The 14,410-nt window shown below is 63.6% G+C and carries 14 protein-coding genes; 4 read left to right on the forward strand and 10 right to left on the reverse strand.

The genetic code is table 11. The features are described 5' to 3' along the window. Positions 1–1,191 carry a lytic murein transglycosylase gene (locus EZI54_RS02710; protein WP_423226982.1) on the reverse strand — a complete coding sequence of 397 codons (1,191 nt, stop codon included), beginning with the start codon at positions 1,189–1,191 and terminating at the stop codon, positions 1–3. 247 nt (positions 1,192–1,438) lie between these two features. On the opposite strand from EZI54_RS02710, the gene EZI54_RS02715 reads away from it, so the two are divergent. Then, on the forward strand, positions 1,439–2,266 hold the full coding sequence (locus tag EZI54_RS02715; RefSeq protein ID WP_131478783.1) for a response regulator: 828 nt from the start codon (positions 1,439–1,441) through the stop codon (positions 2,264–2,266). A 15-nt stretch (positions 2,267–2,281) separates the two neighbouring features. On the opposite strand, the gene phoR is transcribed toward EZI54_RS02715, so the two are convergent. The 5 genes from phoR to EZI54_RS02740 form a co-directional block, all read right to left on the reverse strand. Next, positions 2,282–3,595 (reverse strand): phosphate regulon sensor histidine kinase PhoR, encoded by a 1,314-nt coding sequence (gene phoR, locus EZI54_RS02720; RefSeq protein ID WP_131478785.1) that lies wholly within the window; start codon positions 3,593–3,595, stop codon positions 2,282–2,284. A gap of 60 nt (positions 3,596–3,655) precedes the next feature. Next, entirely contained in the window at positions 3,656–4,348 is a 693-nt protein-coding gene (gene phoB, locus EZI54_RS02725; RefSeq protein ID WP_131478787.1) for a phosphate regulon transcriptional regulator PhoB, read from the reverse strand. A 233-nt stretch (positions 4,349–4,581) separates the two neighbouring features. Further along, a complete protein-coding gene (gene ubiA, locus EZI54_RS02730) occupies positions 4,582–5,469 on the reverse strand; it encodes a 4-hydroxybenzoate octaprenyltransferase (RefSeq protein WP_131478789.1) in 888 nt (295 codons plus the stop codon). A gap of 78 nt (positions 5,470–5,547) precedes the next feature. Beyond that, a complete protein-coding gene (locus EZI54_RS02735) occupies positions 5,548–6,144 on the reverse strand; it encodes a chorismate--pyruvate lyase family protein (RefSeq protein WP_131478791.1) in 597 nt (198 codons plus the stop codon). Then, positions 6,125–6,682, reverse strand: coding sequence for a hypoxanthine-guanine phosphoribosyltransferase (locus EZI54_RS02740; protein WP_131478793.1), 558 nt, complete (start codon positions 6,680–6,682; stop codon positions 6,125–6,127). The genes EZI54_RS02735 and EZI54_RS02740 overlap by 20 nt, the downstream gene beginning before the upstream one ends. Before the next feature lie 267 nt (positions 6,683–6,949). Between EZI54_RS02740 and rd the strand changes: the two genes are divergently transcribed. After that, the gene (rd, locus tag EZI54_RS02745; protein ID WP_123635153.1) at positions 6,950–7,117 is read left to right on the forward strand and encodes a rubredoxin; all 168 of its coding nucleotides are present in this window, start codon (positions 6,950–6,952) and stop codon (positions 7,115–7,117) included. 76 nt (positions 7,118–7,193) lie between these two features. Next, positions 7,194–8,348 (forward strand): FAD-dependent oxidoreductase, encoded by a 1,155-nt coding sequence (locus EZI54_RS02750; protein WP_131478795.1) that lies wholly within the window; start codon positions 7,194–7,196, stop codon positions 8,346–8,348. A gap of 41 nt (positions 8,349–8,389) precedes the next feature. Here the strand turns inward: EZI54_RS02750 and EZI54_RS02755 are convergent, their stop codons facing one another. Further along, positions 8,390–8,764, reverse strand: coding sequence for a hypothetical protein (locus tag EZI54_RS02755; protein WP_131478797.1), 375 nt, complete (start codon positions 8,762–8,764; stop codon positions 8,390–8,392). 154 nt (positions 8,765–8,918) lie between these two features. Here EZI54_RS02755 and tesB point away from each other — a divergent pair, with 154 nt between their 5' ends. After that, positions 8,919–9,785, forward strand: a complete 867-nt coding sequence (tesB, locus tag EZI54_RS02760) for an acyl-CoA thioesterase II (RefSeq protein WP_131478799.1) — start codon at positions 8,919–8,921, stop codon at positions 9,783–9,785. Between the two features lie 30 nt (positions 9,786–9,815). Here tesB and EZI54_RS02765 read toward each other — a convergent pair whose 3' ends face one another. The 3 genes from EZI54_RS02765 to EZI54_RS02775 all read right to left on the reverse strand — a co-directional run bounded on the left by EZI54_RS02765 (position 9,816) and on the right by EZI54_RS02775 (position 14,229). After that, entirely contained in the window at positions 9,816–12,389 is a 2,574-nt protein-coding gene (locus EZI54_RS02765) for an EAL domain-containing protein (protein ID WP_131478801.1), read from the reverse strand. Positions 12,390–12,624: 235 nt separating this feature from the next. Continuing rightward, complete coding sequence (locus EZI54_RS02770) at positions 12,625–13,080, reverse strand: flavodoxin (RefSeq protein ID WP_131478803.1); 456 nt, start codon at positions 13,078–13,080, stop codon at positions 12,625–12,627. A gap of 60 nt (positions 13,081–13,140) precedes the next feature. Next, the gene (locus tag EZI54_RS02775; RefSeq protein WP_131478805.1) at positions 13,141–14,229 is read right to left on the reverse strand and encodes a GGDEF domain-containing protein; all 1,089 of its coding nucleotides are present in this window, start codon (positions 14,227–14,229) and stop codon (positions 13,141–13,143) included. Positions 14,230–14,410: the final 181 nt, after the last annotated feature.

The following is a 14,410-nucleotide window of genomic DNA, read 5'->3' on the forward strand; positions in this document are numbered from 1 at the left end:
TCAGCCCGCATCCGGATCGGTGAGTTTGACGTCCAGCGCCTCGAACAGGGTCTTGTCCGGGAAGCCGTCGGCGATCAGGTTCTGGTCTTTCTGGAAATCGCGGATGGCACTGCGTGTGGCCGGCCCCAGAATGCCGTCGGGCTTGCCGGCATCGTAGCCGCGGGCGTTCAGCGCTTTCTGGAGGCCCTCGACTTCAGTCCGGGAAAGGCGCGGCGCGTCCTCCGGTGGTGGGTTCTGCAGACCGCCGGCGCCGGCGATCCGGTCCGCCAGGTGGCCAACGGCCAGCGCGTAGTATTCCGAGCGGTTCCAGCCCATGATCACGTGGAAGTTGTGGTAGACCAGGAAGGCCGGACCCTCATGGCCGGCCGGTACCAGCAGGGCGGCGTTGATATCGGCTTTTGGCAGGGTATTGCCGAAGGCATCGGTCACACCCAGCTTGCGCCATTCGGTCAGGGGCTTGCCCCGTTGCAGGCCGGCCAGGCTGTAGTCGAAATCCTTCGGCAGCCGGACTTCACGGCCCCAGCGATAGTCGCCGTCCCAGCCCAGGTTCTGCAGGAAATTGCCGGCGGACATCATGGCGTCGGGGATGCTGTGCCAGAGATCCCGCTTCCCGTCGCCGTCGGCGTCCACCGCGTAGCGCAGGAATACCGATGGCATGAACTGCACGTGGCCCATGGCGCCGGCCCAGGAGCCTTCCATCTGCTCGCGGTCGATGGCGCCCTCGTCGATGATGCGCAGGGCCGAGATCAGTTCGCCGGAAAAGTAGTTGCTGCGCCGATGGTCGCAGGCCAGGGTGGCCAGGGCGCTGGGTACGGACATCTTGCCGAAATAGGTGCCGAAATTGGTTTCCAGGCCCCAGAAGGCGAGCAGGTAAGGCCCGGGCACCCCGGTTTTTGCCGTAACGCGATGCAGCAGGTCGGACTGGCTGCGCAGCAGCTCCCGGCCCTTGCTGATCCGATCCTCGTTGACCCGCCGGTTGAGGTAGTCGGCAAAGGTCGTGGTGAACTCCGGCTGGCGGCGGTCCAGCTCGATCACCCGGTCGAGCATGCTGACGTGGTCGAGGACATCCGCCGTGGTGTGCGCGGATATGCCTGCTTGCAGGGCGCGATCCTTGAGATTGGCGATACAATCGCTGAATGGGGTGGTTCCCTCATCCGTCTGGGCCAGGGCCGGGGAAAGGAAGCCGGCCATCAACAGACCGCCCAGGGTGCGCATGGCAGGTGTTCGTCGTGTCACAAAAGCGTCCTCTCGCTGCGAGTCCGGGGAATCCGCATGGTAGCCTGTTTTGGGTCGCGGAAAACACCGCCCCTTGCGGCCCCGGGTGACAATTTTTTAAGGAAACCGGGAATAATTCGGGTACGCTGCGGGGAGCGGTCCCGGGGTAGTCGGGGCTGTCTGGTCTATAGTTGTCATCAGTAATTGTTGAAGGGGCCGTAGTATGGCGACACTCAAGGCGCTGGTGGTCGATGACGCCAGCTTTGTGCGGGATCTGGTCAAGCGGACCGTCCGCACGCGTTTTCCGGTCATCGATATCACCGAAGCTGCCAATGGCAAGAAGGCGCAGTTCCTGATGACCCGGACGCCCTTCGATCTGATCCTGTGCGACTGGGAAATGCCGGAAATGTCGGGGCTGGAGCTATTGCGCTGGATGCGGAAGCAGGACCACTACCAGCGCTGTCCGTTCATCATGATCACCAGCCGCGGTGACAAGACCCACGTGATCGAGGCGGTCCAGGAAGGCGTGTCGGAATACCTGGGCAAGCCGTTCAGTCCCGACGGCCTCAGCAAGAAGATCATCAAGGTCATGGGACGTCGGCTGAAGGACGCCATGAGCTCGTCTGGCAAGTCGCTGGAAGGCCCGGCCGATGCGTTCAAGGAATCCGCCGCCCTGCTCACCGGCAAGCCGAAGGAGGCACCGTCACCAGCCCCCGAGCGCTCCGCTACAAGCAAGTCACGCAGTGTGGCCGCGATCCGTTTTGCCGATGCCGTGCTGCGCTGCGTGGTCAAGGACATCACACTCACCGAGATCCGCGTCATTGCCAAGCGCGATCAATCCTTTCCGGGCATCCTGGACCAGGCGGTGGTGGATATCGAAATCAACGAGGGCGAGGTGGCGCGGCTGAACGGCTACGTGCATCAGTTGCAGGCGGTCGAGAAGCGCCAGGACACCGACTTTGTCAGCCTGGTGATTCGTTTCGTCGACGAGGATCCCAAGAAGATGGAGGATCTGTCCCGATTCATTGCCCGCTTCCGCGCTGGCGGCTGATTCCCGGACGGGCCGTCAGGCCGTCTCGATGGGTGCCTCGGTAATGCGCTGGCGCGGGAAGTGGCAGATGAACTCGCTGCCTTCCCCGGGCTGGCTGTTGATCTCCAGCGACCCGTCGTGGTTGAGCAGCACATGCTTGACAATGGCCAGTCCCAGGCCGGTACCACCGGTCTGCTGGTGACGGCTGGGGTCGGCCCGGTAGAAGCGCTCGGTCAGGCGCGGGATATGCACCGGGTCGATGCCGATACCGCTGTCCTTCACTGACAGGTGGGCGCCTTCCCGGTCGGTGTACCAGCGCACCTGGATGGTGCCGCCGGCCGGCGTGTACTTCACCGCATTGAAGATGATGTTGGAAAACGCGCTGCGCAACTGGTTCTCGTCGCCGAACAGGTGATGCCGCTCGCCAATGTCCATCTCGATGACGTGTCCCGAATCGCCACTGACGGCTTTGGCGTCGCTGCAGGTCTGGCGGATCAGCGCGGCCACATCGGTCACCCGGTCGTCGATGTGCTGTTCACCGGTCTCCAGCTTGGCCAGCAGGATCAGGTCGGTGATCAGCGCTTCCATCCGCTCCGCCTGCTGGGACATGGTGCCCAGTGCCCGGCGCCACTTGGGCGGCACCTCATCGGCGTGATCCGACAGGGTTTCCAGGTAGCCGCTGATGACCGTCAGTGGCGTGCGCATCTCATGGGAGACGTTGGAGACGAAGTCACGCCGCATCTGCTCGAGTTGGAACAGGCGGGTGACGTCCTTGGCCACGATCAGGCGGTCATCGTCGCCGAACAGGCTGATCTGGATCTGCAGATGGATGTGCGGTTTGGCCGGTGAGCGCAGCTCCAGCGGGTCACGGTAATCCCGGGCATCGAAGTAGGCCTTGAAGGCCGGATTGCGGATCAGGTTGTGGATCGGTTGACCGCGGTCGGTTTCCCGGCGAAAGCCCAGCAGGTACTCGGCGGACCAGTTCCACCATTCCATGGCGCCATCGGCATCGGTCATGATGACTCCGTCGCGCATGGCATTGGTGGACTCCTGAACGCGGTTGATGCGGGTTTGCAGGAGGTCCAGGCTGCGCTGGTGGGCCCGGTGCATGCGGTGCAGCCCGTCGAAAACCTCGCCCCAGACCCCAATGCTGCCGGGGGCTTCGCTGTCTTCGTCGGGGTTGCTGAGCCAGTGGTGCAGGCGTCGCATCTGGATCAGCGTCCAGATGAAATAGCCGAACAGGCCCGCGGTCAGGCCGATGAAAGGGTGTCCAAACCAGAGGCCGACCAGCAGAAAGGCCAGCAGAACACCAATGATCAGGCGCAGATGATGCGACCAACTGTGCTGCATTGAGCGTTCCTGTCAGGGCGCCGCAGGGCGGCTGGTTGCGATTCGGTGACGGGGTGCCCGTCAGGCCGCCCGGGTGGAAAACCGGTAGCCGGTGCCCCGGACCGTCTGGATCAGGTGATCGTACTTCTCGCCCAGGGCCTTGCGCAATCGACGGATATGGACGTCGACCGTGCGTTCTTCCACGTAGACATTGCCACCCCAGACCTGGTCCAGCAGTTGTGCGCGAGTATACACCCGTTCCTGGTGGGTCATGAAAAACTGGAGCAGCTTGTATTCGGTCGGCCCCATGTCCAGGGCACCCGTGGGCGTACTGACGCGATGACTGGCGGGGTCCAGGTGCAGGCCGTCCACTTCCACCGGGGTCTCCACACCGGCCGGGGTGGTGCGGCGCAACACCGCCTTCAGGCGGGCGACCAGTTCCCGGGGTGAAAAGGGCTTGGTGATGTAGTCGTCGGCCCCGGATTCCAGACCCTGGACCTTGTTGTCTTCCTCCACCTTGGCGGTGAGCATGATGATCGGAATTTCCGCCGTGGTTTCGTCTTTCTTGAGCCGGCGCGCCAGTTCGATCCCACTGGTGCCGGGCAGCATCCAGTCCAGCAGGACCAGGTCCGGTTTCCTGTCCACGATTATGGCGTGCGCATCCAGCGCGTCGGCAGCTTCGAGGTAATCGTAGTCGGCCATCTCCAGGGCCACGGCGATCATCTCGCGAATCGATGCTTCGTCATCGACGATGAGAACTGTTTTTCCCGTCATGACATCCTACCTTGTCATCACCAGCGGTTGTGGAATCGCTGAAACAGGCTGCGCCGGGCTCCTGGACCGCTCGCTGCAGGTGCTGTGCGAAGGCGTGCCTGAATTCAGTCTGTTTCCGGAACGCTGGAGCGGTCGTCGCCCCGGTTCCTTTGTTGCTGGCTTATTACAACCTGACTTTGTTACAAGTATATGACAGATCGGCCGGTCATCGACTCGGGGCGCGCAGTGGCGCCCTAGCGCATCAGGGTGTCGAGGAACAGACCGGCAAACACGATGGCGCCGGCCCAGTTGTTGTTGAGGAAGGCATGGAAGCAGGCTTCCCGCTCACGCAAGCGGATCAGGTGCTGCTGGTAGGCAAAGAACACCGCCATACCGACCAGGCCCAGGTAATAGAGCACGCCCAGTTCCGCCTGGGAGCCGACCATGGCCAGGATCAGGATCACCAGGGCCTGCAGGATGCCCACGATGAGCCGGTCGGCGTCGCCGAACAGGATGGCCGTGGACTTGACGCCGATCTTCAGGTCGTCGTCCCGGTCGACCATGGCGTAGAGGGTGTCGTAGGCCACGGTCCAGAGCACATTGGCGGTAAACAGCAGCCAGGCCAGCCGCGTGACCTCATTGGCTTCCGCCGCCCAGGCCATGGGAATCGCCCAGGAGAACGCGGCACCCAGGAACAGTTGGGGCAGGTGGGTGAAGCGCTTCATGAACGGATAGATAAACGCCAGCACCAGGCCGCCGAACGACAGGTACAGGGTCAGCGTGTTGGTGAACAGCACGACCATCAGGAACGACGCCAGACACAGACCCAAAAACAGCATAACGGCCTCGGCGGGCGCGATCTGGCCGGTGGCCAGCGGCCGCGCCCTGGTGCGCTTGACGTGGCCGTCCACCTTGCGATCGGCAAAGTCGTTAATGGCGCAGCCGGCCGCGCGCATCATGAACACACCCAGTCCGAAGACCAGGATGTTGCCAAGGTCCGGCATGCCAGCGGCCGCCAGCCAGAGCGCCCAGTAGGTGGGCCACAGCAGCAGCAGGGTACCGATCGGGCGGTCGATCCGTAACAGCTGCATGTAGGCGGTCAGCTTGGCTTGCAGGTGCTCGGGCAGGAAATCGAGGGTCATGGCGGCTCGGCTTGTTGGCGTGAAATGGACGTCCGCCTGATTATAGCGAGGGGAGGCGTCGGGTTTGAAGCGCGTCACTCAGCGTGAACAGTGGCTGTTGTTGCCTTGCAGCAGGCGGGGCAGGAAGTATTCGCCGACCAGCAGCGCATCGCTTCCGCGATGGAAGCGGGACCGACGGCCCACCGCGGGCTGGCCGGGGGCGGGCTGGCGTGTCAGGCCGATCTGGAACGGGCCGCGCTGCCAGCGCCGCTGACTGAACAGGAAGGCGCCCAGTGGCCGCCCGCCCAGGTGGCGCAGACGCCGGCCGCGGCCCCGGAGCGTCGCCAGCGGGATAACGGTGCGAGCCATCACCCAGGGCTGGCCGTCGCCGCACAGCTGGACTTCGCGGATCCAGGCCAGTTGGCGGGACGGGATGTGGAGGGTGCGGGCCTCTTCCAGGGTCGGACGGGCGTAGCCCTCGCGCAGGACCTCCACGTGGAAACGCTCACGGCAGCGCAGCTGAAGGGCGCGGGTGAGCGACCCTTCCAGTTCCAGCCAGTAAAGCGCGTCACCGATGGGCTGAGGCCGGATCAACTGGGCGGCGGCGACGCCCGGGTACCAGCGGGCGGTCGGTACGCGGGGCAGCGCCATGGCGCCGGACGGCCGGGCAGAGATGTCAGAGTCCCTTGACGGCATAGATGCCGGGCGCGTTCCGCCAGTAGCCCTTGTAGTCCATGCCGTAGCCGAACAGGAAGCGGTCTTCCACATCCAGTCCGGTGAAGTCCGCCTTCAGGCCGGGCCTGGCCTTGCGGTCGTGTTGCTTGTCCACCAGCACGGCGGTCAGCACCTCGTCAGCACCCTGGGCTATGCAGTAGTCGGCGATGGCGTTGAGCGTGGTGCCTTCATCCAGGATGTCGTCGACGATCAGCACGGTGCGCCCGTGCATGTCCACATCCGGGCGCAGCTTCCATTCCAGGATGCCGCCGGTGGTCTCCTGGCGGTAGCGGGTGGCGTGCAGGTATTCCGCCTGCAAGGGGAAGCACAGGCGTGTCAGCAGTTGACCGGTCAGGATCAGTCCGCCGTTCATGACACAGAACAGCAGCGGGTCACGGCCTTTGAGGGTATCGGTGATGGCGGCGGCCATCCGCTCGATCGCGGCCTGGACCTCCTGCTCGGTGCAGAGACAGTCGGCCTCGTCGAAGACCTGTTGCAGTTCGTCGTGGGAGTCAGTCATACCGTGCACATCCTGTTTGGGGGGGAACACCGCCGGTGGCTCCCCAAAAGCTCGCCATTATACCCAAGCGGGGCGTCCGGGGGGAGGGTCGCCAGGCGCCGGTTTGTGGCCGTCCCGGGGAATAGCCTGTCCTGCTTGGCATTGGTCATCGCGTGGACAACGGGTATCATGTCGGGCCCAATGAATGGCCGTTGATCTGCATGTATTGCATGTCGGATTGTAGAACAAATATCATTCCCGACCCGTTCGGGAATTGGAGGAGTGACGATGAAAAAGTGGCAGTGCGTTGTCTGTGGCTGGATCTACGACGAAGCCGAGGGCTGGCCGGAAGACGGCATTGAGCCGGGAACCGCGTGGGAAGACGTCCCCGAGGACTGGGTCTGCCCGGATTGCGGCGTCGGCAAGGAAGACTTCGAGATGATCGAGATCGGCTGAACGCCGTCGAGCCGGTTCCGGCAGGCCACTTCCCGGCGCCGTGCCGTCCCCCCATCAATCAAAGGAGAGCCGTGGCATGAGTGAGAATGCCCCCATCGTCATTATCGGTACCGGCCTGTCCGGTTATTCGCTGGCCCGTGAGATCCGCAAGCAGGATAAGGAAGTCCCCGTCCTGATGATCACCGCCGACGATGGCCACAGCTATTCCAAACCCATGCTCTCCACCGGATTCACCAAGGGCAAGACGGCGGACGAACTGGCCCAGTCCGACGCGGCGGGCATGACCGAGCAGCTCAACATCGAGTTGCGCACCCACACCACCGTGACCGGCATCGACCCTGATAACCAGTGCGTACTCATCGGTGACGAGCGACTGCCCTACAGCAAGCTGGTGCTGGCCTGGGGAGCCGACGTGATCCGTATCCCGCTGGAGGGTGACGGCCAGGAGTTTGTCTATTCCATCAATGACCTGATGGATTACCGCGCCTTCCGTGGCACGCTGCAGGGCCAGTCGCGGGTGGCGATCATGGGCGCCGGCCTGATCGGCTGCGAATTTGCCAACGACCTGCGCAACGGCGGCTACGAAGTGGACGTGATAGCACCGTCCGATACCGCCATGCCGGGGCTGGTACCACCGGTGGCGGGCCATGCCGTGGTCAACGCGCTGAAAGGCGAGGGTGTGCGGTTCCATCTGGAAACCGTGGTGGAACACATTGCGCACCAGGGCGATGGCGTGCGGCTGACCCTGGCCAATGGCGAGACGGTGGACGCCGACCGGGTCATTTCGGCGGTCGGCCTGCGGCCGCGGGTGGAACTGGCGGAGGCCGCCGGGCTGGCGGTCGGCCGGGGCATCCAGGTCAATCGCCAGTTGCAGACCAGTGCCGACAACATCTACGCGCTGGGCGACTGCGCCGAGGTGGACGGCCACGTCCTGCTCTACGTACTGCCGCTGATGGCCTGTTCCCGGGCCCTGGCCAAGACCCTCACCGGAACCCCCACGGATGTGGCCTACGGCGTGATGCCGGTGATGGTCAAAACGCCCTGCTGCCCCACGGCGGTCTGCCCGCCGGCGCCGGAAGCCGAGGGTGAGTGGGAAGTCGAGCAGGACGGTAACAATGTCCGCGCCCTGTTCAAGGACGCCGAAGGCAATATCCTGGGTTTTGCCGTGACCGGCGACTACGCGCTGGAGAAGCAGGCCCTGGCCAAACAGGTGCCGCCGATCCACTCGTAGTGGGTCCGAATGCCGGGCGGCGTCGGCCGGCGCCGCCCGGATTACCAGCGATAGCGCAGCCCCATTTCCAGCCGATAATCCAGTCCCCTCAGCGCCTCGGGTAAACTGTCCATCAGGACGGGTTCGTGGGCACTGTTGAGTCGGGACTGGTCCTGCGCCTGCTGGTTGATCCGCACCGCTTCCCGCCGATCGACGAAGGCGTCCGGCCGCCCGGTCGTAACCTGGGGGCTTATGAGCGACCAGCCCCGGGAGTCATCGGCGTATTGGGGGGAGGCTAGCAGCGGAGGCAGACTGTCCGTCTGGCTGCCGCTATCGGCCTGGTCCGGCGAAACCGGCTGGATCACCGGTGGCTGGATACCGTCCTGGTGGTAATGCCAGTCGAGCGTGTCGGCCGGGCAGGCCAGGCAGACACCCATAAACGCGATCCCCGATCCAAACTGCTTTAAACTGTGTCCAGGCCAACGGCCGAAAAGGGCGTTTCCGCCGCGCCGGCGCCGCAGACCATTGCGTTGGCGGGACCGCTGAGGTAGAAAAAGCGCCTTTCGAGTTAAAGAATCAACAGGAGCAGGCATGCTGGATGTCACGCGTAAACTGGTCGAATTGCTGGATCTGGCCCCCATCGGTGATGACCACTTCCAGGGCGAAAGTGAGGACCTGGGGTTTCCCGCCGTCTTTGGAGGCCAGGTGCTCGGCCAGGCCCTGATGGCGGCCAGTCGTACGATTGAGGATCGGGCGGCGCACTCGCTGCATGCCTATTTCCTGCGTCCGGGTCATCCTGAGTTGCCTATCGATTACGAGGTCCAGCGGGTGCGCGATGGCGGCACCTTCTCCGTTCGCCGGGTGATCGCCCGCCAGGCCGGCAAGGAAATCCTCACCGGCTCCATGTCCTTCCAGGTGGAAGAGGACGGTTTCGATCACCAGGACACCATGCCCTATGCACCGGGTTTCGATACGCTCAAATCAGAGCACACTCTGTCCCTGATGATGAAGCAGTATATTCCCGAACACCTGAGGGACAAGCTGACCCGGGAACGGCCCATCGAGATCCGCCCGGTGGCGCCGGTCAACCCGCTCAAGCCAGAGCCGCGGCCACCACACAAGCAGGCCTGGTTCCGCGCCCAGGGCGATCTGCCGGACGACCCCGTGCTGCATCGGTGCCTGCTGGCCTATTCTTCGGATTTTGGTCTGCTGGGGACCTCTCTCAATCCCCATGGGGTCAACTTCATGAATCGTGGCATGCAGGTGGCCAGCCTGGATCACGCCATCTGGTTCCACCGGGATTTCCGCATCGACGACTGGCTGCTGTACGACACCGACAGCCCCAGCGCCTCGGGCGGGCGCGGCTTCAACCGTGGCAACATCTTCAACCGGGACGGTGTAATGGTGGCGTCCACCGCCCAGGAAGCGCTGATCCGCCGGCGCCGGGACAAGAAGTAGAGCCCAGGCCTGACGCGGGCCAGGCGTCAGTCAGGCCCGCCGCTGTTCCCGGTCGCCCTGGCGGGACAGCCACTTCAACAACGCTTCCATCGGCTGGGGCGATGCCAGGTGGAAACCCTGGATCATGTCGCAGTCCATGCCGGCCAGCAGCTCGGCGGTCTCCGCATCCTCCACCCCTTCGGCCACCACCTTGTAGCCCAGGTCGTGGCACATGTTGATGGTGGTCTGCACAATCACCCGGTCCTCGGCCTGTAACGTCAGGTCGGTGATCAGGGAGCGGTCGATCTTGATTTCCCGGGCCGGTAACCGCTTGATGTAGGACAGGGATGAGTAGCCCGAACCGAAGTCATCGATGGACAGCGGAATCCCCGTGTAATCGAGGGACCGCAGGGCACGGAGGGAGTTGGCCGGATCCAGCATCATCGAGGTTTCGGTCACTTCCAGGATGATCTTGCCGGTATGCTGGGGATGGCTGCTCATCAGGCGCTGGACGAACAGCGGGAATTCCTGCTCCCGTAGGTTGTTGGGCGAGATGTTGACCGACACGCTCAGCTGCGGGTAGCCCGCGGCCACCAGTTCGCTGCGGGCGACCATGGCCTTTTCCAGGACCCAGCGGGTCAGCGGCTTGATCAGGCCGGTCTGTTCCGCCACGGCAATGATCTGGTCCGCCGGCGTGGGGGTCTTGCGGCCGGGCCAGCGGATCAGCGCCTCGACCCCGACGATGCGCTCGTCCACCAGCGACTGCTTGGGCTGGAAGAACAGGGCCAGCTCGTCCTTGCGCAGGGCGTCCCGCAGGCTGGACGCCAGGGTGAGGCGGTCGGCGCTGTAGGAATCCTGTTCGGGGTGGTAGTACGCCAGCCCCCGGTCCCGGGCAATGTCGCTTTCCTGGGCGACGTAGGCTTTACGGATCAGCGTGTTGGTATCGGTGCCGTGGTCCGGATAGACGGCCACGCCGGCCAGGGGTTCCAGCGGTAACTGCATGCCCAGGTAGTCGATCGGAGTGCGGATGGCTTCCAGGCATTCGATGATCCGGCGTGGCTGGCGCCTGGCCTCGTCGGCATCGACGATAAAACCGAACGCGGCGGACTCCAGCGAGGCGGCATGGAAGCAGCGGCTTTCCCCCAGTTCGGTCGGATGCACGCCGGGCAGATCCCGGAAGATACCGTTGAAGCGCCGTGCCGCCAGTTCCATAACCCGGTCGGCATTCTGGTGGCCCAGGGTGCGGGTGATGGTATCGAGGTTGTTGATCCGGACGATGCCCACGGCATGCCGCTTGCTGCTTTCCCGGGCCAGCAGGTCCTGGAGCTGGAGCTCGAAGGAACTGCGGTTGGGCAGGCCGGTGAGCGGATTGTGCAGGGCCTGCTCCATCATGCGCAGTTCGGCCTTGCGTCGGGCCGCGAGGGCCCGCAACTGGGACTCGCGGGCGTTCACCTTGTCTTCCCGCTCCTGGTAGAGCCGCGCGGCCAGGGCGATGGTCAGCAACAGCGCTTCCAGCGCCGAGCCAATCTCCATGCCGAATTCAGTGACGAAGTTGGTCGGTATCCAGCCGTATTTGTTGGCGGCGGTCATGGCGCTGCCAAGGGTCAGCAGGCCCCAGGCAATGGTATAGAGCTTGGCCGGCCGGTTGCCGCGGAACCATTCCAGCGGTCCGATAAAGGTCAGCAGCAGGCAACTGGGAATCGCCAGTGCTACCGACAGGCGCATGGAGATATTGTATTCCAGCAGGAAGCTGCCCAGGATCGCCAGCAGGTTGATGATCATGCCGGCGCGCACCACGCGGTCCAGCCGCGGACTGCGACGGCGCAGCTCCAGGAAGGAGCGGGCGAACAGCAGCGAGAACAACACGGCGATGGGCACCGACATCATCATCGACTGGTTCTGCAGCCAGGGGTTGTCGGGCCACAGCACGGGGTAGGTGGCGCCGCGCAGGGACGACAGCAGGAACAGGTAGCCGAAGGTCGACAGCGCGTAGTACAGGTAGGTGGCCTCGCGCATGGCCAGGAAGACGAACAGGTTGAAGAAGATGACGGTGATCAGGATGCCGTAGTAAATGGCATGGGCCTGGTCGACTTCCGAGATGTGGTTGAAGAAGGCGTCGCGCTGCCAGATGGATATCGGCACCTGCAGCGCGCCATTGGTCTGGACCCGGATCAGGAACCGGTATTCGTGGCCCGGGTCGACGGTGTAGTGATACAGGAAGTGTGGGTGTCGCAGTTGGCGACTCGACATCGGCAGCCTGTCGCCGGTTTCCATCTCGCCCACCTGTTTCCCGTCACGCATCAGGTAGATGTGAACCGAGTCCAGTTGGGGATAACTGATTTCAAGGATCTGGTGCGGTGCCCCGGCAGGTGTGGGCACCTGGAAGCGGAACCAGGCGACGTCCTGGATATAGCCAAAGTTGGGCGTCTCCCCGCCAGCCAGCGACTGCCACTGACCGAGACGGTCGACCTGGACCGGGTCGCGGATGCCGGGCGCATCATCCGGGAACAGGATGTAGTCGATGGCAGGCTCGACATGGCCATCATGGACAAGGCCTGCACGTGCATCGGGCACAACGATAATCGCAACGCCCAGAAGGGCAAATAACAGAACGGTTCGAAGCACGGGTCTGGATCTTTGTTGTGGTTGTTGTGCTGGGAATAAACCGCTGTGACGGTCTACCCGGGCCCCGTATAGGCCTCAGCTAACGCGTTCGTCCTGACGCTTCAAGGGTGAGCAGGGTGTCTGGGTGCTGCTCTCCATGCCGATCAGTATGATCAGGTTTACAGATCGTCTCAAGTGAAATGACGTTGTGTTCAGTCATCGACCGTGGTTGGTCTTGCGGTCTGGGAAGCCGGTCTCAGATCCGGTCGATCTGCCGGGCCCATTCCCGGGCCCAGGGCAGCGCTTCGGCTTCCGGTTCGGTCGTTTCCAGGGCGTCGATGCGCAACGTTTCCCCCACCTTGCGGCAGGCGACTTCGTAGAGGGCTTCCTCCATCAGTTCGCCGGCACCGCAGAAGGTGTCGCCGTAGGAGCTGTCGCCCAGCACGATAACCCCAAACGGCCGGCCGGTCTGCATCGGCAGGGTATCGCGCAGGTGGGCGTAGAACGGCAGCAGTGAGGCCGGCACTTCCCCCTGGCCCGTGGTGGAGGTGCAGACCAGCAGGGCGTCGTCGTTGCCGGTCAGGTCATCCAGGGTCGGCTGTTCCAGTACGGTGACCTGGTGTCCCGCGGTATTGAGATCGTCGCGAATGGCGCACGCGGTCGTCAGGGCGCCGCCGAAAACACTGCCGACCAGGATACGGATCTGGGCCATGGGTGGGTTGCCTCGTATTACGGACTGGGGGCGCCATGGTAGCGGCTGCCCCGGGCCGGCTCAAGACGAGGCCGGAGAGCGGGTCGAGGGGGTGCGGACCCGGGGCGAGATGCGATTGCGACCGGATTCCTTGGCGTCGTAGAGGTTCTTGTCGGCCTGGCGCAGCAGGTGATCGATCGAGTCGCTCTGGCTGATCGAGCAGACGCCGGCGCTGATGCTGACCGGCAGACGCTGGGATTTATGGATAAAACCGTGCTGTTCCACCTCGTAGCGCAGCCGCTCGCTCAGGGTCAGTGCCTGCAGCAGGGAGGTGTCCGGCAGCAGGATCAGGAATTCTTCACCGCCCCAGCGGCAGGGCCGGTCGCTCTGGCGGCAGATGTTCTGCATCAGCTCGGCAAAGGCCTGGAGGACCAGGTCGCCGACATCATGGCCGTAGGTGTCGTTGATCTGCTTGAAGTGGTCGAGATCGATCAGCACCACGGAAAAGTGGTGGCCCGAGCGCTGGTACCGGGAAAACTCGTTGGCCAGCTGCAGTTGCATGTCACGCCGGTTGGGCAGGCCGGTCAGGGCATCGGTCCGGGCGGCCTGCTCATGGCTGGCGGCCAGGCGCATCAGCTCGTTGCGGGCGTTCAGGCGACTGGTTTCCAGCACGAAGCAGAACACCGACTCGAACAGCATGGTGGTGAAGAAGCGCAGTTGGAAGTTTGTCTCGTAGTGCGCCAGCACGAACGGGAGCTGGGGAAACTGGAACACCAGCAGGGTAAAGGCCAGGCAGGCCGCGAGCAGGATGGTACCGATCCGCAGGCTGGTCAGGTAGAACACCAGTGGCGGGAAGACATACAGCCACAGCGGTCCGGTGTTGCTCTCGCCGCCGGAGGCCACCAGGTAGACGAACAGGCCGCCCACGATGAACAGCATCCCGGTCTTGTTCCGGGCCCGGTTGCGGGTGATCCAGTAACTGACCAGGTTGACCACCACCAGACCGAAAAACAGGCCCAGGACAATGGCGTGGCGATGGTGGCCCGATTGCCAGGACTTAATGCTGATGCCCGCCAGGCAGATCAGGGCTGCCAACGATAGCCCGGTCAGGACACGGGAGACACTGACTTCCTCATTGGCATTGAAGTTCAGGTGCTTGCGTCGATTCATTGCGTCTCTGTTTTATTGTTGATGTCTGTGAAGACGGCGACGAGCAATCCGGGTTTGATAATAAAATGACGCCTTATTCATCGATTGTGCGCCAAGAAACAGTCCGATAAACAGTAGGTTCACGATCTTTCCGGTCATGAATTGTAAAATCTGCCGACCGCTGCGCCTGCCGGGGAGCGCG

The organism is Marinobacter halodurans (assembly GCF_004327985.1).
Classification (GTDB): domain Bacteria; phylum Pseudomonadota; class Gammaproteobacteria; order Pseudomonadales; family Oleiphilaceae; genus Marinobacter_A; species Marinobacter_A halodurans.

Bases quoted from the DNA above. Each gene is read 5' to 3' on its own strand.
- EZI54_RS02775 (WP_131478805.1), bottom strand. From the start codon at position 14,229: ATGAATCGACGCAAGCACCTGAACTTCAATGCCAATGAGGAAGTCAGT.
- EZI54_RS02770 (WP_131478803.1), bottom strand. From the start codon at position 13,080: ATGGCCCAGATCCGTATCCTGGTCGGCAGTGTTTTCGGCGGCGCCCTG.
- ubiA (WP_131478789.1), bottom strand. From the start codon at position 5,469: ATGACCCTCGATTTCCTGCCCGAGCACCTGCAAGCCAAGCTGACCGCC.
- tesB (WP_131478799.1), top strand. From the start codon at position 8,919: ATGCTGGATGTCACGCGTAAACTGGTCGAATTGCTGGATCTGGCCCCC.
- rd (WP_123635153.1), top strand. From the start codon at position 6,950: ATGAAAAAGTGGCAGTGCGTTGTCTGTGGCTGGATCTACGACGAAGCC.
- EZI54_RS02755 (WP_131478797.1), bottom strand. From the start codon at position 8,764: ATGGGTGTCTGCCTGGCCTGCCCGGCCGACACGCTCGACTGGCATTAC.
- EZI54_RS02735 (WP_131478791.1), bottom strand. From the start codon at position 6,144: ATGCCGTCAAGGGACTCTGACATCTCTGCCCGGCCGTCCGGCGCCATG.
- EZI54_RS02710 (WP_423226982.1), bottom strand. From the start codon at position 1,191: ATGGCCGGCTTCCTTTCCCCGGCCCTGGCCCAGACGGATGAGGGAACC.
- EZI54_RS02715 (WP_131478783.1), top strand. From the start codon at position 1,439: ATGGCGACACTCAAGGCGCTGGTGGTCGATGACGCCAGCTTTGTGCGG.
- EZI54_RS02750 (WP_131478795.1), top strand. From the start codon at position 7,194: ATGAGTGAGAATGCCCCCATCGTCATTATCGGTACCGGCCTGTCCGGT.
- EZI54_RS02740 (WP_131478793.1), bottom strand. From the start codon at position 6,682: ATGACTGACTCCCACGACGAACTGCAACAGGTCTTCGACGAGGCCGAC.
- phoR (WP_131478785.1), bottom strand. From the start codon at position 3,595: ATGCAGCACAGTTGGTCGCATCATCTGCGCCTGATCATTGGTGTTCTG.
- phoB (WP_131478787.1), bottom strand. From the start codon at position 4,348: ATGACGGGAAAAACAGTTCTCATCGTCGATGACGAAGCATCGATTCGC.